21 protein-coding genes and 1 pseudogene are annotated in these 19,871 nt (G+C 65.0%); 2 read left to right on the top strand and 20 right to left on the bottom strand.

Annotation, left to right across the window (positions count from 1 at the left end):
* Nucleotides 1-2: 2 nt before the first annotated feature.
* From VQ067_RS18280 to VQ067_RS18270, 3 genes are all read right to left on the bottom strand, one after another.
* Nucleotides 3-542 carry a CbrC family protein gene (locus tag VQ067_RS18280; protein ID WP_003087245.1) on the bottom strand — a complete coding sequence of 180 codons (540 nt, stop codon included), beginning with the start codon at nt 540-542 and terminating at the stop codon, nt 3-5.
* A 73-nt stretch (nt 543-615) separates the two neighbouring features.
* On the bottom strand, nt 616-1,503 hold the full coding sequence (locus VQ067_RS18275; RefSeq protein ID WP_003087246.1) for an SDR family NAD(P)-dependent oxidoreductase: 888 nt from the start codon (nt 1,501-1,503) through the stop codon (nt 616-618).
* The gene (locus VQ067_RS18270) at nt 1,500-3,083 is read right to left on the bottom strand and encodes a flavin-containing monooxygenase (RefSeq protein WP_003121915.1); all 1,584 of its coding nucleotides are present in this window, start codon (nt 3,081-3,083) and stop codon (nt 1,500-1,502) included. The genes VQ067_RS18275 and VQ067_RS18270 overlap by 4 nt, the downstream gene beginning before the upstream one ends.
* A 92-nt stretch (nt 3,084-3,175) precedes the next feature.
* Here VQ067_RS18270 and VQ067_RS18265 point away from each other — a divergent pair.
* Nucleotides 3,176-3,373 (top strand): annotated as a pseudogene (locus VQ067_RS18265) (TetR family transcriptional regulator); the annotation flags it as partial.
* A gap of 525 nt (nt 3,374-3,898) precedes the next feature.
* Here VQ067_RS18265 and mdtI read toward each other — a convergent pair.
* The 5 genes from mdtI to anr all read right to left on the bottom strand — a co-directional run bounded on the left by mdtI (nt 3,899) and on the right by anr (nt 7,443).
* A complete protein-coding gene (gene mdtI / locus VQ067_RS18260) occupies nt 3,899-4,228 on the bottom strand; it encodes a multidrug/spermidine efflux SMR transporter subunit MdtI (protein WP_003103934.1) in 330 nt (109 codons plus the stop codon).
* Entirely contained in the window at nt 4,222-4,590 is a 369-nt protein-coding gene (locus VQ067_RS18255; protein WP_003087256.1) for a multidrug/spermidine efflux SMR transporter subunit MdtJ, read from the bottom strand. The genes mdtI and VQ067_RS18255 overlap by 7 nt, the downstream gene beginning before the upstream one ends.
* Nucleotides 4,591-4,998: 408 nt before the next feature.
* Nucleotides 4,999-5,835: a metal-dependent hydrolase gene (locus VQ067_RS18250; RefSeq protein ID WP_003087258.1), complete on the bottom strand. Its 837-nt coding sequence runs from the start codon at nt 5,833-5,835 to the stop codon at nt 4,999-5,001.
* Between the two features lie 239 nt (nt 5,836-6,074).
* On the bottom strand, nt 6,075-6,623 hold the full coding sequence (locus tag VQ067_RS18245; protein ID WP_003087259.1) for an adenine phosphoribosyltransferase: 549 nt from the start codon (nt 6,621-6,623) through the stop codon (nt 6,075-6,077).
* Between the two features lie 85 nt (nt 6,624-6,708).
* Nucleotides 6,709-7,443, bottom strand: coding sequence for a transcriptional regulator Anr (gene anr / locus VQ067_RS18240; protein ID WP_003087262.1), 735 nt, complete (start codon nt 7,441-7,443; stop codon nt 6,709-6,711).
* 245 nt (nt 7,444-7,688) lie between these two features.
* On the opposite strand from anr, the gene VQ067_RS18235 reads away from it, so the two are divergent.
* Entirely contained in the window at nt 7,689-8,156 is a 468-nt protein-coding gene (locus tag VQ067_RS18235; protein ID WP_003087264.1) for a hypothetical protein, read from the top strand.
* A 48-nt stretch (nt 8,157-8,204) separates the two neighbouring features.
* On the opposite strand, the gene hemN is transcribed toward VQ067_RS18235, so the two are convergent.
* The 12 genes from hemN to VQ067_RS18175 all read right to left on the bottom strand — a co-directional run bounded on the left by hemN (nt 8,205) and on the right by VQ067_RS18175 (nt 19,866).
* Nucleotides 8,205-9,587, bottom strand: a complete 1,383-nt coding sequence (hemN, locus tag VQ067_RS18230; protein ID WP_003087267.1) for an oxygen-independent coproporphyrinogen III oxidase — start codon at nt 9,585-9,587, stop codon at nt 8,205-8,207.
* 127 nt (nt 9,588-9,714) lie between these two features.
* On the bottom strand, nt 9,715-10,398 hold the full coding sequence (locus VQ067_RS18225) for a sulfite exporter TauE/SafE family protein (RefSeq protein WP_003087270.1): 684 nt from the start codon (nt 10,396-10,398) through the stop codon (nt 9,715-9,717).
* The gene (gene ccoS, locus VQ067_RS18220) at nt 10,391-10,600 is read right to left on the bottom strand and encodes a cbb3-type cytochrome oxidase assembly protein CcoS (RefSeq protein ID WP_003087273.1); all 210 of its coding nucleotides are present in this window, start codon (nt 10,598-10,600) and stop codon (nt 10,391-10,393) included. Before ccoS ends, VQ067_RS18225 begins: the two co-directional genes overlap by 8 nt.
* Nucleotides 10,579-13,014 carry a heavy metal translocating P-type ATPase gene (locus tag VQ067_RS18215; protein ID WP_023126249.1) on the bottom strand — a complete coding sequence of 812 codons (2,436 nt, stop codon included), beginning with the start codon at nt 13,012-13,014 and terminating at the stop codon, nt 10,579-10,581. The genes ccoS and VQ067_RS18215 overlap by 22 nt, the downstream gene beginning before the upstream one ends.
* A complete protein-coding gene (locus VQ067_RS18210) occupies nt 13,011-13,550 on the bottom strand; it encodes a FixH family protein (protein WP_003103941.1) in 540 nt (179 codons plus the stop codon). The genes VQ067_RS18215 and VQ067_RS18210 overlap by 4 nt, the downstream gene beginning before the upstream one ends.
* An 11-nt stretch (nt 13,551-13,561) precedes the next feature.
* A complete protein-coding gene (ccoG, locus tag VQ067_RS18205; protein WP_003087288.1) occupies nt 13,562-14,977 on the bottom strand; it encodes a cytochrome c oxidase accessory protein CcoG in 1,416 nt (471 codons plus the stop codon).
* 218 nt (nt 14,978-15,195) lie between these two features.
* A complete protein-coding gene (gene ccoP, locus VQ067_RS18200; protein WP_003087292.1) occupies nt 15,196-16,152 on the bottom strand; it encodes a cytochrome-c oxidase, cbb3-type subunit III in 957 nt (318 codons plus the stop codon).
* Nucleotides 16,149-16,334: a CcoQ/FixQ family Cbb3-type cytochrome c oxidase assembly chaperone gene (locus VQ067_RS18195; protein ID WP_003087298.1), complete on the bottom strand. Its 186-nt coding sequence runs from the start codon at nt 16,332-16,334 to the stop codon at nt 16,149-16,151. Before VQ067_RS18195 ends, ccoP (VQ067_RS18200) begins: the two co-directional genes overlap by 4 nt.
* 5 nt (nt 16,335-16,339) lie before the next feature.
* Complete coding sequence (gene ccoO / locus VQ067_RS18190; protein WP_003087303.1) at nt 16,340-16,951, bottom strand: cytochrome-c oxidase, cbb3-type subunit II; 612 nt, start codon at nt 16,949-16,951, stop codon at nt 16,340-16,342.
* Between the two features lie 14 nt (nt 16,952-16,965).
* The gene (ccoN, locus tag VQ067_RS18185) at nt 16,966-18,393 is read right to left on the bottom strand and encodes a cytochrome-c oxidase, cbb3-type subunit I (RefSeq protein ID WP_003087306.1); all 1,428 of its coding nucleotides are present in this window, start codon (nt 18,391-18,393) and stop codon (nt 16,966-16,968) included.
* Between the two features lie 364 nt (nt 18,394-18,757).
* Nucleotides 18,758-19,684 carry a cytochrome-c oxidase, cbb3-type subunit III gene (gene ccoP / locus VQ067_RS18180; RefSeq protein ID WP_003087308.1) on the bottom strand — a complete coding sequence of 309 codons (927 nt, stop codon included), beginning with the start codon at nt 19,682-19,684 and terminating at the stop codon, nt 18,758-18,760.
* Complete coding sequence (locus VQ067_RS18175; RefSeq protein ID WP_003087314.1) at nt 19,681-19,866, bottom strand: CcoQ/FixQ family Cbb3-type cytochrome c oxidase assembly chaperone; 186 nt, start codon at nt 19,864-19,866, stop codon at nt 19,681-19,683. Before VQ067_RS18175 ends, ccoP (VQ067_RS18180) begins: the two co-directional genes overlap by 4 nt.
* Between the last annotated feature and the right edge of the window lie 5 nt (nt 19,867-19,871).

The raw sequence follows: 19,871 nt of genomic DNA, 5'->3' as shown, positions 1-19,871 counted from the left end.
TATCAGGTGAAGTCCAGGTCGTAATGCGCCTGGCCACAGTGCAGGCAGTCGAAGCGGTAGATGGCCGGATTGCCGCCGGGCGTATAGGCGTCGACGAGGCGTTGCCAGGTGATAGCCGGCCAGGCGAAATCGGCGAAGCGCTGCGCCAGGCCCTCGGCTCCCAGTTGCCCGATTTCCTCACGCCCCGCGTCGCCGCGAAAGGCGCAGGCATCTTCGCAGCAAACCAGCCAGCGCTCCTGCTGCCAGGAGGTGTAGCCGGGCGTGCGCTCGCAGACTTCGGTGACGATATCCGCGGCGACGCCGGCGTCGAGCAGCGGATAGTCGTCGGAAAAGCTCGCTTCGTAGCGCGCGGCCGCGCTGCCGTCGGCTATGCACCAGGGGCAAAGGCTGCCGGGCGGCAACTCGTGGCGGGAATAGGGCGAACCGGTGTAGACGTAGCCACGAGCCTTGCCACAGCACTGGCAGGTGGTGGCGGAAGCCTCGATGCTGCCGCTGGCGAGCGGTTCGGGATGGTAGCGGAAGAGAGGAAGGGGAGGGTTCATGACGGCCGTACCCTGGAGACTGGCTGTCGAGTATGACGTGCCGGGCAGCCTAGCGGCTACCCGGCGGGCCTGTTCACTCGCTGGCTTCGCGGGCGCCCTGGGGGCTCTTCGGGCGCGGCGCGAAGCGCGCTGCCAGGCGCATGCTGGCGGTGACCACGCGCTGGTAGAGCACTGGCGCCAGGCGCAGCATCACGTCGATCGCGTGGGCGTCGGCGCCGATCAGGATGCGCCGGCTGTCGCGCTGCACGCCGCGCAGGATGACCTGGGCGGCCTTCTCCGGGGTGGTCCGCAGCAACTGGTCGTTGAATTGCTGGCGAGCCTTGTCGGCAGCTTGGCCGGTGACCTTGGCCATGCTCTCGTTCATTCGCGCGGTCTTGGCGATGTTGGTCTTGATCCCGCCGGGATGCACGCAACTGGCGGAGACGCCGGAGTCCTCCATGTCCAGTTCCTGGCGCAACGACTCGGTGAAGCCACGCACCGCGTACTTGGTGGCGTTGTAGGCGCTCATGCCGGGCTGGGCGAACAGCCCGAAGACGCTGGAGACATTGACCACGTGGCCGTTGCCGGAGGCCTTCAGGTGCGGAAGGAACGCCTTGGTGCCGTTCACCACGCCCCAGAAGTTGATGTTCATGATCCACTCGTATTCCGAGTAGTCGCTGCCTTCCACGGTACCGGCGTGGGCGACGCCCGCGTTGTTGAAGATCAGGTTCACCCGGCCATGTTCGCTGGCCGCCTTGTCGGCCCAGGCCTGCACCTGCTCGCGGTCGGCCACGTCGACGACCGCGGTGGAGACGCGTACCCCGCTGCTGGCGAGCAATTGGCGGGTTTCCTCGAGAGCTGCGGCATTGACGTCGGCCAGGGCCAGATGGCAACCCTGCCTGCCCAGCTCCACGGCCAGGGCGCGACCGATGCCCGAGCCTGCGCCGGTGATGGCGGCGACTTTGTTTTCGAACGACTTCATGCGGGTACCCCTTCGGCCTGTTGGCGGGCTTCGTTGCTCAGGGCGGCGAGCGGTGTCGTGGTGAGGTGGTAGGCGGAGGCGTCGAACTGCCGGGTCAGGGCACGGAAGCGCCAGGTGAATCCCGGCCACAGGGTGCAGTTGCGGCCGCTGACCGGATGCAGGTACCAGCTCTTGCAACCGCCCACGCTCCAGACGCTGCGGTCCAGCTTGCGCTGGAGGTATTCGTTGTAGCGTTCCTGCACCGGGGCCTTGACCTCGAGACTGAGCAGTTCGCGGCGCTTCATCAGCTTCAGCGCATCGAGGACGTAGGCGATCTGCGACTCGATCATGTAGACCATCGAGTTGTGGCCGAGGCCGGTGTTCGGTCCCATCAGGAAGAACAGGTTGGGGAAGCCGGCGGTGGTAGTGCCCTTGTAGGCTTCCGGGCCCTTGGTCCAGCTGTCCAGCAGGTCGCGGCCGTCGCGACCGAAGACCACTCCGCGGGGGATCGGATCGTTGGCGGTGAAACCGGTACCGAAGATGATCGCGTCGACCTCGCGCTCCCGGCCGTTGCCGTCGACGATTCCGTTGGCGGTGACGGCGCGGATGCCTTCGGTGATCACCGTGGAGTTGGCGGCCGCCAGGGCCGGGTAGTAGTTGTGCGACATGAGGATGCGCTTGCAGCCGATGGTGTAGTCCGGCGTGACCTTGCGGCGCAGTTCCGGATCCTTGATCTGCTTGTGGATGTGGCGGATCGCCAGGCGCTGCACCAGCTTCATCACCTGCGGGGCGAAGGTGAAGCCCAGCACCCGCCCTTCGAGCAGGCTGTAGAGGCCGCCGCGCCAGAGCTTCTGCACCAGCGGGAAGCGCCGGAAGCGCCGGCGCTCGGTTTCGCTGATTGCCCGGTCGGGTTTGGGCAGGATCCATGGCGGAGTTCGCTGGTAGAGATCGAGCGCGGCCACCAGCGGCTGGATCTCCGGGACGAACTGGATCGCCGAGGCGCCGGTGCCGATCACCGCCACGCGCTTGCCCTTGAGGTCGTAGTCATGGTCCCACTGCTGGGAATGGAAGACCTTGCCCTGGAAGTTCTCCAGGCCATCGAGGCGTGGATAGGCCGGGGTGGACAGGCCGCCCATGCCGGAAACCACGGCGTTCGCGGTGTAATGGTTGCCCTGGGCGTCATGCAGGTGCCAGAGGCTTTGCCGCTCGTCCCAGGCCAGCTTGCCGATCTCGGTGTTCAGCAGGGTCTTTTCCTGCAAGCGGTATTTTTCCCAGCACTTCTCCAGATAGGCGCGGATTTCCGGCTGGCGGGCGAACATCCGCGTCCACTCCGGGTTCGCTTCGAAGGAGAAGGAATAGACGTGGGATTGCACGTCGCAGGCGCAGCCAGGGTAGTTGTTGACTCTCCAGGTGCCGCCGACGCCGGCGTCCTTTTCGAAGATCAGGAAGTCGTCCTCGCCTTCCTGGCGGAGACGGATCGCCATCCCCAGCCCGGAGAAACCGGTGCCGATGATGGCGACCTTGCAGTGCCGGGCGGCGGCAGGGGTGGGTTGGGTACTCATGGCCAAGCTCCTGTTATGATTGTTTGCTGGCGTATACACTCGTCTACCTGCGAATGTAGACATCTGTATACTTCAGGGTCAAGCCAACCTTAGGTAGGGTCGGCGCGGCGCAACGGCCGAACTTGTGGCGCATGGAAACAACCAGGTGGAACATGAGCGATATGAACGAAACGAAGGACAGGGTTGCCGACGCTCCCGGCAAACGCGCCTTGCTGGAGGCGGCCTTGCGCCTGGGCAGCAGCAGCCGCAGCCTGGGGGCCATCGGCTTGCGCGAGCTGGCGCGCGAGGCGGGCCTGAATCCGAACACCTTCTATCGGCATTTCCGCGATATCGACGATCTTGGCCTGACCATGATCCGCGACATCTCTACCCAGCTGCGCCAGCCGCTGCGCCAGCTTCGCCGCGAGGCCGCGACTCGTGCGGCGCCCAGCGCCCGAGCGCAGACGACGCCGTTCGGGCTGGACCTGGAAAGGGGGCGGCGGGTCTGCCGGGAGACGGTGCGGCTGTTCTTCGACTTCGTGGAGAGCAATCCCGCCGCGTTCATCGTCGGCGTGCGCGAACTGCATGGGGCTTCGCCGGTGCTGCGTGGTGCCCTGCGTCAGATCATGGATGAGTTCGCCGAGGACATGTCGGAGGACATCATCGAATTCAGGTTGTTGCCGGCGGTGAGCGAGGCGACCATCCGCCGCCTCTCCAGCCTGATCGGCCGCCAGCTGTTTCAGTTGTCGCTGGACTATATCGGCCAGCCGGAGCGGCGTCGGGAAATCTGCGCCCTGGGTGAGGAACAGATACTGCTGTTGTTCACCGGCGCCGCGGTCCTGCAGATGATGGGCGTTTCGTTGGACGCCGAGGCGTCAGGCCAGCTTGAGCAGGCTCATGCCGGCCAGCAGCAGCAACAGGCCGAGCCAGCCGCGCCAGGCCAGGCGCTGACCGAACAGCGCCCAGCCCATGGCGACGGTGGCGAGGATGCCGAAGCCGCCCCAGATCGCATAGGCGAGTGACAGCTCGATGTCCTTCACCGCCTGCGCCAGCGCGGTGAAGGCGGCCATCACGCAGAGGATCGAGGCGATCCCGAGGCCGCGCCTGCGGAAACCGTCGGAGTATTTCAACAGCAGGTTGGCGACGACCTCGAGGGCGATCGCCAGGCCGAGCCAGGCGAAGGGAATCCAGTTCAGGGTCAGCATGTGACGGCCTCCCCACGGGGCTGCGCCGGCGTGCCGCTGGCGTTGCGGGTGCCGGACTTGATCAGCAGGATGCCGGCGATCATCACGCCGAGGCCGACGGCCTTGTACAGGCCGATGCTTTCGCCCAGCCAGGCGACGCTGACCGCCGTGATCAGGACGATGCCAATGCCTTCCCAAAGGGCGTAGGCGACTCCGACGGGGACACGCTTGACCGCCAGGGCGAGGAAGAAATAGGACAGGCCGATCATCCCGTACATCAGCAGCATGCCTGCGACAGGGGCGTGGGTGGCGGCCAGTTTCATCGAGGTGGTGCCGATCACTTCGGCGCCGATAGCCAGTAACAGATAGATCCAGGAACGCATGTTGCCCTCCCATGGGCACCGCGGAATGGAGGCCGCGGCCAAAGATGACGAAGAGCGGTGGCGAGGGGCGGGAAAGACCCCGAAGCGCAGGGGCGGTCGCCACCGACAGCAGGTGTCGAGGGAGGGAGCTAGAGGTCGCCGGTCCAGTGACGCTCGCGGGAGACCAGACGGGAAGTGGGGAGAGGTAATGCCTTAGTGTTCAACATAATGAACATGATATTACCTCAGGGCATCGTAAAAAGCCAATCGATAGGAATTGACTAATTATTTCCTCCGTAAAATGGCGGATTCAGGAACGGTAGTCGAAACGGAGGCTTTTCCGTGTGCAATATCCTGTTCTTCTCTCGAATAAGAAACGCCAGGCGGGGCCTGGCGTCGGGGGTGGAGCGGCACTGGCGGAGGCGGGCTTCAATCGGCGAAGGCCAGTTTGTCCTTCCAGTATTTCTCCAGTTTCGCGGTGTCGTGGTCGCTGGGGTGGAAGCCCGGCCGGTAGTAGTCCAGGTAGGGCAGCAGCAGGCGGGTGAAGAAGCCCTTGCGCAGGCCGAACAGGGTGCCCAGGCCATGCTTCCAGGAGCGCCAGTTGAACAATTGGCCGTCCTTGCGTAGCAGGTCGAGCTGGAACCAGCCGATGACGCCGAAGAACATCAGGGTGGTCAGCATCATCACCAGAACCCGGGTGAAGTAGCCGCCGTAGACTTTCTGGTACACATCGTAGGCGACATTCTTGTGTTCGTTCTCCTCGATGGCATGCCACATCCACAGCTTGTACATCTTCGGCGACTGCATCTGGATGGTCAGGTCTTCGCGCTTGAGCAGCTGCGCGGCCATGGTCGCGGTGAAATGCTCGAGGGCGCAGGTGATCGCCAACTGGTGTTTCCTGGTGGTGACCTTGCTGACGTTTTCCAGCAGGACCTTGATCCGCAGTTCGAGGCACTCCAGGTCGACCCCGTGCTCCTCGGCATATTCGTTGTAGGCGGCATGCTCCTTGGAGTGCATCGCCTCCTGGCCGATGAAGGCACTGACGTCCTTCTTCAGTTGCGGATCCTCCAGGCGGTCGCGCACCGCGCGCACGCTATCGACGAAGAATTTTTCGCCGTAGGGGAAGAGCGAGGACAGGTTGTTCATGAACTGGGTCATGAAGGGTTGGCCGTCCCACCAGTACTTCGGGGTTTCGCTGAAGCTGAAATCCATCCGCCGCACGGGGAAATTGGCGCGAACCGGGGAGGCGGTGCCAGTGGCAGTCATGGCTAACTCCTTTTGTTGTTCTGGGGAGGGGAAACGCACAGGTTTCCTCGGGTTCCCTATGGCGAGTTCGCTATAACACCTCTGAATGTGTCATTAGCTGATGTAATTATTGCAGGATTGTCTAACAGCGGGAGGTCATTCCTGGCCATTTCGAAGTCATTAATGGCCAGGTCGGCTCGACCAGACGGAAGATGGGGCGCAAGGAGCGAACGCGGGGCGCCAGGGCGCGCCCCGGCGTATCAACGCTCGTCGAGAGCGAACGCGGTGAGACTGAAGGTGGAGATGCCGGCGTCCTGCAGGCGAGTGGAGCCGCCGAGTTCCGGTAGGTCGATGATCGCCGCGGCCTCGAAGACCCTGGCCCCGAGGCGTCGTACCAGGCTCGCGGCCGCCAGCAGGGTCCCGCCGGTGGCGATGAGGTCGTCGAAGATCAGTACGCTGTCGCCTTCGCAGAGGCTGTCGGCATGTACTTCGAGGAAGGCCTCGCCGTATTCGGTCTGGTAGCCCTCGGCGAGTACGTCGGCGGGTAGCTTGCCCTGCTTGCGGAACAGGACCAGCGGCTTGTTCAGTGCATAGGCCACCGCCGAGCCGATGAGGAAGCCACGGGCATCCATGGCGCCGATGTGGCTGAAATCGGCCTCGATGTAGCGCTGGACGAAGCTGTCCACGGTCATGCGCAGCGCGCGTGGCGACTGGAACAGCGGGGTGATGTCGCGGAACACCACGCCGGGCTTGGGAAAGTCCGGCACGGCGCGGATCTGCGACTTGAGGGTGAACTCGTCGAAAATCATGGAAGATCCTGGGCTGGGCGTTTTTCGGGGCCCATCATACAACGGGCCCGCGTTGAGGCGGGCCCGTTGGCGGTTCGCAGGCGCTTCAGCCTTCCAGCTGGCCGCCGGCGAGGGCGCACAGCTCGATGGAGTCGAGGATGTGCACTTCCTTGCCTTCCGCGCTGATCAGGCCGTTCTGCTGGAAGCGGGTGAAGACCCGCGACACGGTTTCTACGGCCAGGCCGAGATAGTTGCCGATCTCGTTGCGCGACATGGCCAGGCGGAACTGCTGGGCGGAGAAGCCACGGGCACGGAAGCGCGCCGACAGGTTGACCAGGAAGGTGGCGATGCGCTCGTCGGCAGTCTTCTTCGACAGCAGCAGCATCATCTGCTGGTCATCGCGGATTTCCCGGCTCATCAGGCGCATCAGTTGGCGGCGCAGTTGCGGCAGCTGCTCGGACAGTTCGTCCAGGCGCTCGAAGGGAATCTCGCAGACCGAGGTGGTTTCCAGGGCCTGGGCGGATACCGGATAGGTCTCGGTATCCATCCCGGACAGGCCGACCAGCTCGCTGGGCAGGTGGAAGCCGGTGATCTGCTCTTCGCCGGCATCGGTGATGCTGAAGGTTTTCAGGGCGCCGGAGCGCACGGCAAAGACCGAGCCGAAAGGATCGCCCTGGCGGAACAGGAATTCGCCTTTCTTCAGGGGACGACCGCGCTTGACGATCTCGTCCAGCGAATCCATGTCTTCCACGGTCAGCGACAGGGGGAGGCACAGTGGGGCCAGACTGCAATCCTTGCAGTGTGCTTGGGGCAGTGCGCGCACCTTGATGGTTTCGGCCATTGAGGGGTCCTTGCTAGGTTAAAGGCACAACAGGAGTAAGGGTAACGCAGCCGCGATGCGGGTGCCAGCCATAGGTCTGGCAACGACCATTTCTGACAGGCCGATGGCGTTTCCAATCAGTGACTTGCGTCAAACAACTGCGACTACCTGTCGCACCCTGTCAAGGGGCGACGAAAAGGGGGCTCAAGTTCGCGACGCGTGGGCCGATCCAATGGAAGAATTCCATTTTTCCCGGAGTGACTGGAATGTTGACCCTCAGTGGCTGGATCACCACCCAGGTGCCGCCCTCGTCGCGCGCCGCCGCGGATGCCAAGGCCGCGCGGACCGGCACCGCCGAGCAGGCGGAAGACCCGGCCGCCGGTACCGACGCCGCCGATCAGCATGTACGGCTTTCCCAGGCAGGGCGCGAGCTGGCCGCCACCATGGGGGTGCCGGTGGAGGAGGAGGACGAGGATATCCCGCAGGAGTTGCGGCCGATGGTGAAAATGATCCGCGAGTTGAAGAAGAAGATCGAGGAGAAGCTCAGGGAGCTGCAGGAGGCCATGAGGTCGTCCGATCCGGGGGCGAAGGAGGCTCGCGTGCCTGAGTTGCAGAAGGAGTTGCAACAACTCAACTCCGCCCTGCAGACGGCAACGGCAGCGATGGCATCGGCCATCAAGGAGATGGGTATCAGCGACCCGGCGCTGATCATGAAGGTCATGGGCAGCCGGTAGAAGGGGCGGGGACTCACCGCCCTGTCGTGCGGGCAGGGCGGTGCGCTTTCAGATCACCCGGGAGAAGCGCTGCCGGTTGAGGCTGGGCAGGTAGCGGTCGAACAGCATGCAGATCGAACGCACCAGCAGACGTCCGGAAGAAGTGATGTCGATGCCTTTGGCGTCCAGGCGGATCAGGCCGTCGGCGGCGAAGCGTTCGAGATCGGGCCACAGCTCGGCGAAGTAACTGCGGAAGTCGATGCCGAACTCTGTCTCGATATCCTCGAAGGCCAGTTCGAAGTGACAGATCAGTTGCTGGATCACCGCGCGCCGCACCCGGTCGTCGCTGTTGCAGTGCAGGCCGCGACGGATCGCCAACTGGCCGTTGTCGAGGCTGGTCTGGTAGTCGTTGATGTCGCTGCTGTTCTGGCTGTAGAGGTCGCCGATCTGGCTGATCGCCGAGACCCCGAGACCTACCAGGTCGCAATGCCCGTGGGTGGTGTAGCCCTGGAAATTGCGTTGCAGGGTGCCGTCTTCCTGGGCGCTGGCCAACTCGTCGTCGGGCAGGGCGAAGTGGTCCATGCCGATATAGCGGTAGCCCGCCGCGGCGAGCTGCTCGGTGGTGCGCTGGAGCATTTCCAGCTTCTGGCCCGGGCTCGGCAGGTCGTCGGCGTTGATCCGCCGCTGCGGCATGAAACGCTCGGGCAGGTGGGCATAGTTGAACACCGAGAGGCGATCCGGCTGTAGCGCGATCACTTCGTCGACCGTGCGGGCGAAGCTGTCCGGCGTCTGTTTCGGCAGTCCGTAGATCAGGTCGAGGTTGATCGAGCGGTACTGCAGGGTGCGCGCGGCCTCGACGATGGTACGGGTCTCCTCCGGGGTCTGCATGCGGTTGACCGCCTTCTGCACCTCCATGTCGAAGTCCTGTACGCCGAGGCTGACGCGGTTGAAACCGAGTTCGCGGAGCAGGCCCATGGTCGACCAGTCGGCCTCGCGCGGGTCGATCTCGATGCCGTAGTCGCCCGAATCGTCGTCCAGCAGGTTGAGGTGGGTGCGCAATTGCGACATGAGTTCGCGCAACTGGCCGGGACTGAGGAAGGTCGGGGTTCCGCCACCGAAGTGCAGTTGCTCGACCACCTGCTCGCGGGAGAGGTGGCGGCTGACGATCTCGATCTCGCGGACCAGGCGCGCAAGGTACGGCGCGCTGCGCCCGCGATCCTTGGTGATCACCTTGTTGCAGGCGCAGTAGTAGCAGATGTTGGCGCAGAACGGGATGTGCACGTAGAGCGACAGGGGGTGTCCGGCCTTCCGGCTGTCGCGCAGGGCGTGCAACTGGTCGAACGGGCCGATGCCTTCGTGGAACTGCACGGCGGTCGGATAGGAGGTGTAACGCGGGCCGGAAAGGTCGTAGCGCCGAATCAGGTCAGCGTCCCAGCGAATGGTGTCGAGCATGCCAGAGATCCCCAGTTGGCGAGCTTTAGTCGGGAAGTCTAGGGATTGCGCCGGGAAGGCCTGTTGATTTGTATCAAGCGGGTGAATGTATACAGGATGTGTCGCCCGATGTTGGGACGGGCGTCCGTCAATGCCCCATCAGCCAGGCCTGGTGCGGTCCTGGGAGGGTCCAGAGGCCGAAGAGGATGACCATCAGGCCGCCCACGATGCGTACGCCGCGACGGCGCAGCAGGGCGGTCACCCGTTCGGCGGCCATGCCGGTGGCCAGCAGAACCGGCCAGGTGCCGAGGCCGAACGCCAGCATCAGCAGCGCGCTGTCCAGTGCCGATCCCTGGCTGGTGGCCCAGAGCAGGGTGCTGTAGACCAGCCCGCAGGGCAGCCAGCCCCAGATCGCTCCGAGCAGCAGGGCCCGTGGCAGGCTGGAGACCGGCAGCAGGCGCCGGGCGAAGGGTTCCAGGTGGCGCCAGAGGCCGCGACCGAGCGCCTCGACGCGGGTCAGGCCGCTCCACCAGCCGGCCAGGTAGAGTCCCATGGCGATCAGCAGCAGCCCGGCGACCACCCGCAGCGCGCCGGCCAACGGGGTGCGCGCCACCGCCCAGCCGGCCAGGCCGAGCAGCAGGCCGGCGCAGGCGTAGCTGAGGATGCGGCCGAGGTTGTAGGCCAGCAGCAGGCGCAGACGACGGCCGCGCTGTTCGGCGGGAATGGCCAGGGTCAGGGCGCCCATCAGGCCGCCGCACATGCCCAGGCAGTGGCCTCCCCCGAGCAGGCCGAGGATCAGCGCGGAAACCAGCAACGGCGCCAGTTCAGCCACGCGGTCGGTCCTCGGGTTTCGACGGCTTCTCCGCTTCGTCGACGCCGGCCTGGTGCTTCGGGTCTTCGTCGTCGAAGAGAATGCTGTGGGCGGGGCCGTCGAGATCGTCGTACTGGCCGCTGTCCACCGCCCAGAAGAACACGTAGATGGCGATGGCGACGATGACGATCGCGACGGGGATCAGGATGTAGAGCGCGGCCATACGGACCTCGGCGAAGGGATTCGGGTCAGCCGCAGGGCGTTGACCACCACCAGCAGCGAACTGACCGACATGCCGATCGCCGCCCAGCCCGGGGTGATCCAGCCGAGCGCGGCGAAGGGCAGGACCAGGCCATTGTACAGGCTGGCCCAGGCCAGGTTCTCGATGATGATATGGCGGGTGCGGCGCGCCAGCCGGAAGGCCTGCACCAGGCTGTCCAGGCGGTTGGACAGGAGCACCGCGTCGGCGCTGGTCTTGGCCAGGTCGGTGGCGCTGCCCATGGCGACGCTGATGTCGGCACCGGCGAGCACCGGTACGTCGTTGACTCCGTCGCCGAGCATCAGCACCCGGCGGCCCTCGCCGTGCAGGCGTTCGAGCATGGCCAGCTTGTCGTCCGGGGTCAGGCCGCCGCGGGCTTCGTCGATGCCCAGTTCGGCAGCGACGCTGGCGACCATCGGCGAGGCGTCGCCGGATAGCAGGAGGGTGCGCCAGCCGCGCGCCTTGCAGGCGGCGAGCAGGGCGGGGGCGTCGCTGCGCAGGCGGTCGTCGAGACCGAACCAGGCCAGCGGTCCCTGCTCGTCGCCGAGCAGCAGCCACTGTCCGGAGTCGCCGGGCATCGCGGGCGTGGCGCTGCCGCCCAGGTCGCTGACGAAGGCGGCCTGGCCGATGCGCAGGCGGCGGCCTTCCACCAGGCCTTCGAGGCCCAGCCCCGGATGGCTTGCGACGCTGTCGGCGGCCTCCGGCGCACGGCCGAAGGCGCGGGCGATGGGGTGTTCGGAACGGTTCTCGAGGGCGGCGGCGAGGGCCAGGCAGCGATCCGCGTCGAGATCGCGCAGGGGTAGCACCTGCTTGAGCGTCAGGCGGCCTTCGGTGAGGGTGCCGGTCTTGTCGAAGATTACCGTGTCGATGTGGTTCAGCCCTTCCAGCACGTGCCCGCGCGTGATCAGCAGGCCGAGCTTGTGCAGGCTGCCGGTGGCCGCGGTGAGCGCGGTGGGCGTGGCCAGCGACAGGGCGCAGGGGCAGGTGGCGACCAGCAGCGACAGCACCACCCAGAAGGCGCGCTGGTGGTCGACCTGCCACCACAGCGCGCCGACCGCTGCGGCGACCAGCAGGACGATGAGCAGGAACCACTGCGCGACCTTGTCGGCCAGTTCCGCCAGGCGCGGCTTGTCCGCCTGGGCGCGTTCCAGCAGGCGGACGATGGCCGACAGGCGGCTGTCGTCGCCAAGGGCGCCGACCTCGACGGTCAGCGGCCCCTCGACGTTCAGGGTGCCGCCGGTGACGGCGTCGCCGGCCTGGCGTGGATGGGGCAGGTACTCGCCGGTGAGCAGCGACTCGTCGACGCTGGACTGGCCGTCGAGGATCACTCCGTCGGCCGGCAGCACGGCGCCTGGCGGTACCAGCACGCGGTCGCCGACGCGCAGTTCGCTGAGCAGGATGCGCTCGCCCTGGTTGGCGGCGTCCAGGCGCAGGCAGGACGCCGGCAGCAGGTTGACCAGTTGCGCGGTGGAGGCGGCGGTGCGCTCCCGCGCGCGGCGTTCGAGGTAGCGGCCGGCGAGGAGGAACAGGGCGAACATGCCGACCGCGTCGAAATACAGCTCGCCCTGGCCGGTGATCGTCGACCAGATGCCGGCGACGTAGGCGCCGCCGATCGCCAGCGACACCGAGACGTCCATGGTCAGGTGGCGGGTGCGCAGGTCACGCAGGGCGCCACGGAAGAACTGGCCGCAGCAGTAGAAGACGATCGGCGTGGTGAGGATCAGGCTGACCCAGCGCAGGATGCGGTCCATGCCGGCGGAAAGGTCGAGGTTGAATTCCGGCCAGGTCGCCATCACCGCCATCATCACCTGGATCCACAGCAGCCCGGCGACACCGAGCTGGCGCAGGGCGCGGCGGTTCTCCATGGCCAGGCGCTCGGTGGCGCGGTCGGGTTGGTAGGGATGGCCGGCATAGCCGATCTGGCGCAGTTCGCCGAGCAACTGGCTGAGCGGCAACTGGCTGTCCTGCCAGCGCACGTGCAGGCGATGGTTGGACAGGTTGAGCCGCGCCTCGGCCACGCCAGGCAACTGGCGCAGGTGCTTCTCGATCAGCCAGCCGCAGGCGGCGCAACTGATGCCTTCGATCATCAGGCTGGTTTCCGCCAGCTCGCCCTCATGGCGGACGAAGCCGCCCTGTACGTCCGGGCGGTCGTAGAGCTGCAACTCTTCGCTGAGCGCCTTGGGCAAGGCTTCGGGGTTGGCGGCGTTTTCGCTGCGGTGCCGGTAGTAGCTTTCCAGGCCGCCGGCGACGATGGCCTCGGCCACCGCCTGGCAGCCCGGACAGCACATGGCCCGCGTCTCGCCGAGCACGCGGGCCTCGAAGCGGCTGCCGGCGGGGACCGGCAAGCCGCAGTGGTAGCAGGGCAGGGGGGCGCTCATGGGCGCTTCGCTTCTGCTCCCTGGAGCGGTTCGTCACCCAGCTCCATGACCACGGTCGGCGATACCACCTCTTCCTCGAACAGGCGCCACTGGCCGCTGCCTTCCTGGCCGAGCAGTTCGACGAAGCGACGGCCCTCGACGGCGTCGGTCAGTTGCCCGACGTAGCGCTCGCGGTCGGAGTTACTGCGCAGCAGCTCCACGCGGCGGTCCTTCTCCGGCTGGGTCGGCGAGATCAGGTTGAGGGTGAGTTGCTCCGGACGGCTGTTGCCGGTCAGGCGCACTTCGACTTCGCCGGTCAGGTCGTCGACCTTGACCTTGGCGTGCACTTGCAGGCGTACGGCCAGGTTCTCGCGTTCCAGGGAGCGGTTGATGCCCTTGCCGGCCTCGTAGTAGTTGTCGGTGACCAGGGTGTCCTGGTTGCGCACTGCGATGGTGACCAGGCTCAGCCCGAGCACCACCGAGGTCGCCAGGAGGGCCACGATGAACCAGGCCCAGAAGTGTTTGTACCAGGGTTGAGGGTGGGTCTCGGACTGCATGCTCAAGTTACTCAACGGGTGCGTGGGCCAATGAAGCGACTCTTCGCTTCTTTATGGATGCTCGGGTCGTCGGCCGACTCGATGGTGAAGACGATCTCGTTGGTGGTCGAAGGCAGCTTCTCCGGCTCGATGGACAGTTCCATCGGCAGGTTGAGGATGTCGCCCGCCGCCACCTTCAGCTCGCGCCGGCCTTCCAGGGTCAGGCCTTCGAGGCCCTTGGCGCCGAGGATGTAGGTGTGGTCCTGCTGATCCTTGTTCATGATCTTCAGGCTGTACACGTTCTCGATGCGGCCGAGTTCGTTCTCGCGGTAGAGCACGCGGTCCTTGCTGACGTCGAAGCCGACCAGCGGGCGCAGGACCACCGCGGTGATCAGGGCGGAAATCATCAGCACCAGGGCGATGGCGTAGCCGATCAGGCGCGGCCGGGCCAGGTGAGTCTTCTGGCCGTTGAGGTTGTGCTCGGTGGTGTAGCTGATCAGCCCTTTCGGGTAGTTCATCTTCTCCATGATGCTGTCGCAGGCGTCGATGCACGCGGCGCAGCCGATGCACTCGATCTGCAGGCCGTCGCGGATGTCGATGCCGGTCGGGCAGACCTGCACGCACATCGTGCAGTCGATGCAGTCGCCCAGGCCCTGGGCCTTGTAGTCGAGGGACTTCTTGCGCGGGCCGCGCTTCTCGCCGCGACGCGGATCGTAGGAGACGATCAGGGTGTCCTTGTCGAACATCACGCTCTGGAAGCGCGCGTAGGGGCACATGTAGATGCACACCTGCTCGCGCAGCCAGCCGGCGTTGCCGTAGGTGGCCAGGGTGAAGAAGCCGACCCAGAAGTAGGCCCAGCCGTCGGCCTGGCCGGTGAGCAGCTCGGGAATCAGCTCGCGGATCGGCGAGAAGTAGCCGACGAAGGTCAGGCCGGTGACCAGGCCGATCAGCAGCCACAGGCTGTGCTTGGCGGTCTTGCGCAGCAGCTTGTTGCCGCTCATCGGGGCCTTGTCCAGCTTGATGCGCTGGTTGCGGTCGCCTTCGGTGACCTTCTCGCACCACATGTAGATCCAGGTCCACACGCTCTGCGGGCAGGTATAGCCGCACCAGACGCGACCGGCGAACACGGTGATGAAGAACAGGCCGAAGGCGCAGACGATCAGCAGCCAGGACAGCAGCATGAAGTCCTGCGGCCAGAAGGTGGCGCCGAAGATGTAGAACTTGCGCTCGGGCAGGTCCCACCAGACGGCCTGGCGGCCGCTCCAGTTGAGCCAGACGGTACCGAAGTAGAGGAGGAAGAGCGCCGCACCGCCCACCATGCGCAGTCGGCGGAAGATACCGGTGAAGGCCCGGGTGTAGATCTTCTCGCGCTTGGCGTAGAGATCGTTGTTATTGGTGTCGCCCTTGGCAGGCGGGGTGACGTCTTGAACGGGAATCTGTTTGCTCATCAGTGCGTACCACGGCAGTGGGGGGCGCCCGGCCGGTACATGCCGACAGGGTCAGAAAATAGTTGCACGCCTACTGATTATACGCCTGATCTATCAGGCTTTTTGCGGTAACTGTGCGACTTTTGGTCGCGTATTGTCCCATTCGCGCTTTTCTTTTGCACAAAATAAAACGGCGCCGGGGTTGCCGGCGCCGTCTGGGTCGTGGGGGAGGGGAGCGCTTATTCGGCGCTCTTCTCGCCGTGCGACAGGCTGTATACGTAGGCGGCCAGCAGGTGCACCTTGTCGTTGCCCAGGTGTTCCTGTTGCGCCGGCATCACACCCTGGCGACCGTAGCGGATGGTCTGCTGCAGTTGCGCGAAGCTGGAGCCGTAGATGAACGCGCCGGGGTGGGTCAGATCGGGAGCGCCCATCGCCGGGGTGCCCTTGCCTTCCGGACCGTGGCAGGCGACGCAGGTGGTGGCGAAGACCTGCTTGCCGGCCTCGATGTCTGCCTTGGCGCCTTCCGGCAGCTTGCGGCCATCCATCTGGGTGAGGACGAAAGCGGCGACGTTCTTCACGCCTTCCTCGCCGATCACTTCACCCCAGGCCGGCATGGCGGCGTGGCGGCCAGCCATGATGGTGGTCTTGATGGTTTCCGGCTCGCCGCCCCAGCGCCAGTCGGCGTCGGTCAGGTTGGGGAAGCCGTAGGCGCCCTTGGCGTCGGAGCCGTGGCAGATTGAGCAGTTGGAGGCGAACAGGCGACCGCCCATTTTCACCGCCTGCGGATCCTTGGCGACTTCCTCGATGGGCATCGCGGCGAACTTGGCGAAGATCGGGCCGTACTTCTCGTCGGCCTTGGCCATTTCCTTTTCCCACTGGTGAACGCCGGTCCAGCCTTTTTCCTTGTCGGCGAATTCGTCGGCGGACTGGTAGCCCGGCATCAGGCCTTTCCAGGTGCCCAGGCCCGGGTACAGGGCCAGGTAGCCCACGGCGAACACCAGGGTGCCGACGAACAGCATGAACCACCACTTCGGCAGCGGGTTGTCGTACTCCTCGATGCCGTCGTAGGAGTGGCCCACGGTCTCGTCGGTGGTGCTGCTGCGCTGGCCCTTGCGGGTGGCGAAGATCAGCCAGGTCAGCGCCAGCAGGGTGCCGAGGGTGAGAGCTGTAATGTACAGACTCCAGAAGGTCGTCATTCTTTGTTACTCCTAGAAGCTTGCTCGACGTGCTTTTTGGCTTCGGGATCGTCTGCGAAGGGCAGCATCGTCGCTTCGTCGAAGCTCTTCTTGCGCTTGCCGCTGTAGGCCCAGATCACCAGGCCGATGAAGGCGACCATGATCACCACGGTGCCCAGTCCACGCAGAGTCCCGATATCCATCACACTCACCGTTTGCTCTTGATAGAGGTTCCCAGGCCTTGAAGGAACGCCACCAGGGCGTCCATCTCGGTCTTGCCCTTCACGGCTTCACGTGCACCGGCGATGTCCTCATCGGTGTAAGGCACGCCCAGCTTGCGCAGGACTTCCATCTTGGTGGCGGTGTCCTTGCCATCAAGCTTGTTCTCTACCAGCCACGGGTAGGCAGGCATCTTCGACTCGGGCACCACGTTGCGCGGGTTGTACAGGTGCGCGCGGTGCCAGTCGTCGGAGTAACGGCCGCCGACGCGGGCCAGGTCCGGGCCGGTACGCTTGGAACCCCACAGGAACGGGTGGTCCCAGACGCTTTCACCGGCGACCGAGTAATGGCCGTAGCGTTCGGTCTCGGCACGGAACGGACGGACCATCTGCGAGTGGCAGCCGACGCAGCCTTCGCGGATGTAGATGTCGCGACCTTCCAGTTCCAGGGCGGTACGCGGCTTCATGCCTTCGACCGGGGTATTGGTCACGTCCTGGAAGAACAGCGGAACGATCTGGGTCAGGCCGCCGATGCTGACGGCGATCACCATGAAGATGGCCAGCAGGCCGACGTTCTTCTCGAGTATTTCGTGGTTCTTCATTTACGTCGGGCTCCTCAGGCGATCTGCGCGGCGGCTTCGTATTCGGCCGGCTTGGCAGCACGCACGGTGCGCCAGGTGTTGTAGGCCATCAGCAGCATGCCGGTGAGGAAGAAACCACCGCCGATCATGCGCACGATGAAGCCCGGGTGGCTTGCGACCAGTGCTTCAACGAAGGAGTAGGTCAGGGTGCCGTCCTCGTTGACCGCGCGCCACATCAGGCCCTGGGTGATGCCGTTGACCCACATCGAGGCGATGTACAGCACGGTGCCGATGGTGGCCAGCCAGAAGTGCGCGTTGATCAGGCCGATGCTGTGCATCTGCGGGCGACCGAAGACTTTCGGGATCAGGTGGTAGAGCGAGCCGATGGAGATCATCGCCACCCAGCCGAGGGCGCCGGCGTGCACGTGGCCGATGGTCCAGTCGGTGTAGTGGGAGAGGGCGTTGACGGTCTTGATCGCCATCATCGGGCCTTCGAAGGTGGACATGCCGTAGAAGGCCAGGGATACCACCAGGAAGCGCAGGATCGGGTCGGTGCGCAGCTTATGCCAGGCGCCGGAGAGGGTCATCATGCCGTTGATCATGCCGCCCCAGCTCGGTGCCAGGAGGATCAGCGACATCACCATGCCCAGCGACTGCGCCCAGTCCGGCAGCGCGGTGTAGTGCAGGTGGTGCGGGCCGGCCCAGATGTACAGGGAGATCAGCGCCCAGAAGTGGACGATGGACAGGCGATAGGAATAGACCGGACGCTCGGCCTGCTTGGGCACGAAGTAGTACATCATGCCGAGGAAGCCGGTGGTCAGGAAGAAGCCCACGGCGTTGTGGCCGTACCACCACTGGACCATCGCATCGGTGGCGCCGGAGTAGGCGGAGTAGGACTTGAACCAGCTCACCGGCAGCGACATGTGGTTGACGATGTGCAGCATCGCCGTCACCAGGATGAAGGCACCGTAGAACCAGTTGCCCACATAGATGTGCTTGACCTTGCGCTTGACGATGGTGCCGAAGAACACGATCGCGTAGGTGATCCAGACGATCGCCAAGAGGATGGCCAGCGGCCATTCCAGTTCGGCGTATTCCTTGGAGGTGGTGAAACCCTGCGGCAGGGTCAGCACGGCGCCCACGATCACGGCCTGCCAACCCCAGAAGGTGAAGGCCGCCAGCGTGTCTGAAATCAGTCGGGCTTGCGAGGTACGTTGCACCACGTAGTACGAGGTGGCGAAGAGGGCGCACCCACCGAAGGCGAAGATCACCGCGTTGGTGTGCAGGGGGCGAAGGCGGCCGAAGCTCGTCCATGGCAGGTCGAAGTTCAATTCGGGCCATACCAGTTGGGCGGCGATCAGGACACCGAGACCCATTCCAATGACCCCCCAGACCACCGTCATAACGGCGAACTGGCGGACCACCTTATAGTTATAAGCAGTCTGACTGATTGCTGTGCTCATGCTAGGGGTTCCACGGTTAATGGACTTTTTTAGGGACAAAAAATCGGCGGCAAGTATGGAGAAAGCGGGTGGGCATTGCAACGCGCCAGGCCAGGGGCGACGCCAGTTTGATGCCTGCTTCAGAGCGCTTTCCAAGGCGGCCGTATGGCTTTCTGGCGCTATCCGGGCGAGTGGGTTCGGCCGGTGAAGTTAGGTGTCCCGTCGCTCTGCCGGAGAGGGACGAATGCAGAGCAGCTTAGACGCGATTGAAAAGGAAGGGTAGGAAAGGCGTCCGCTGGTGCGACACTTCGTCGCGCCGCCTGGGACTAAGGTCTGAGACCGGGGGAAGGACCCGCGCCCGGGAGGGCGCGGGTGGGGGGAGGGGTCAGTTGCTGCCCTGGTTGTGCGACAGGTTGTAGATGTAGGCGGCCAGGATGTGCACCTTTTCTTTGCCCAGGTAGGGCTCCTGGGCCGGCATCTGGCCCTGGCGGCCATGGCGGATGGTTTGTTGGAGCTGGGCGTAGCTGGAGCCGTAGATGAACGCGCCGGGGTTGGTCAGGTTCGGCGCGCCGACCAGGGCGGTACCCTTGCCTTCCGGGCCGTGGCAGGCGACGCAGTTGACCGAGAAGATCTGCTTGCCGGCCTCGACGTCGGCCTTGGTGCCTTCCGGCAGCTTCAGCCCGGCGAGTTCGGTGCGGACGTAGGCGGCGACGTTCTTCACCCCGTCTTCGCCGAGGATGTCGCCCCAGGCCGCCATGATCGCGTGGCGACCGCCGAGGATGGTGGTCTCGATGCTCTGCGGGTCACCGCCCCAGCGCCACTCGTTGTCGGCCAGGTTGGGGAAGCCGAGGGCGCCCTTGGCGTCGGAACCGTGGCAGATCGAGCAGTAGGTGGCGAACATGCGGCTGCCCATCTTCATGGCGTGCTCGTCCTTGGCCACTTCCTCGATGGGCATGGCGGCGTACTTGGCGAAGATCGGCCCGTACTTCTCCTGGGCGATGTTCATCTCGCGTTCCCACTGCTTGTCCTGGGTCCAGCCGCCCTCGTAGCCCGGCAGCACGCCTTTCCAGTTACCCAGGCCCGGGTACAGGACCAGGTAGCCGACGGAGAAGACGATGGTGCCGATGTACAGCATGAACCACCACTTCGGCAGCGGGTTGTCATACTCCTCGATGCCGTCGTAGGAGTGGCCCATGGTCTTTTCGGTAGTACCCTTGGCCTCGCCCTTGCGGGTGGCGAAGACCAGCCAGAGCAGGGCGATCAAGGTACCGACGGTAAGAGCTGTGATGTACAGACTCCAGAAGGTGGTCATTCTTTGTTACTCCTAGAAGCTTGCTCGACGTGCTTTTTGGCTTCGGGATCGTCTGCGAAGGGCAGCATCGTCGCTTCGTCGAAGCTCTTCTTGCGTTTGCCGCTGTAGGCCCAGATCACCAGACCGATGAAGGCGACCATGATCAGCAGCGTGCCGAGTCCTCGCAGCGTCCCGATATCCATTGCCG

The sequence above is a fragment of the Pseudomonas sp. KBN12P06040 genome, assembly GCF_037574965.1.
Classification (GTDB): Bacteria; Pseudomonadota; Gammaproteobacteria; order Pseudomonadales; family Pseudomonadaceae; genus Pseudomonas; species Pseudomonas aeruginosa.
Note: the sequence above shows the minus strand (reverse complement) of the source record. Positions and strands in the feature narration are given on the sequence as shown.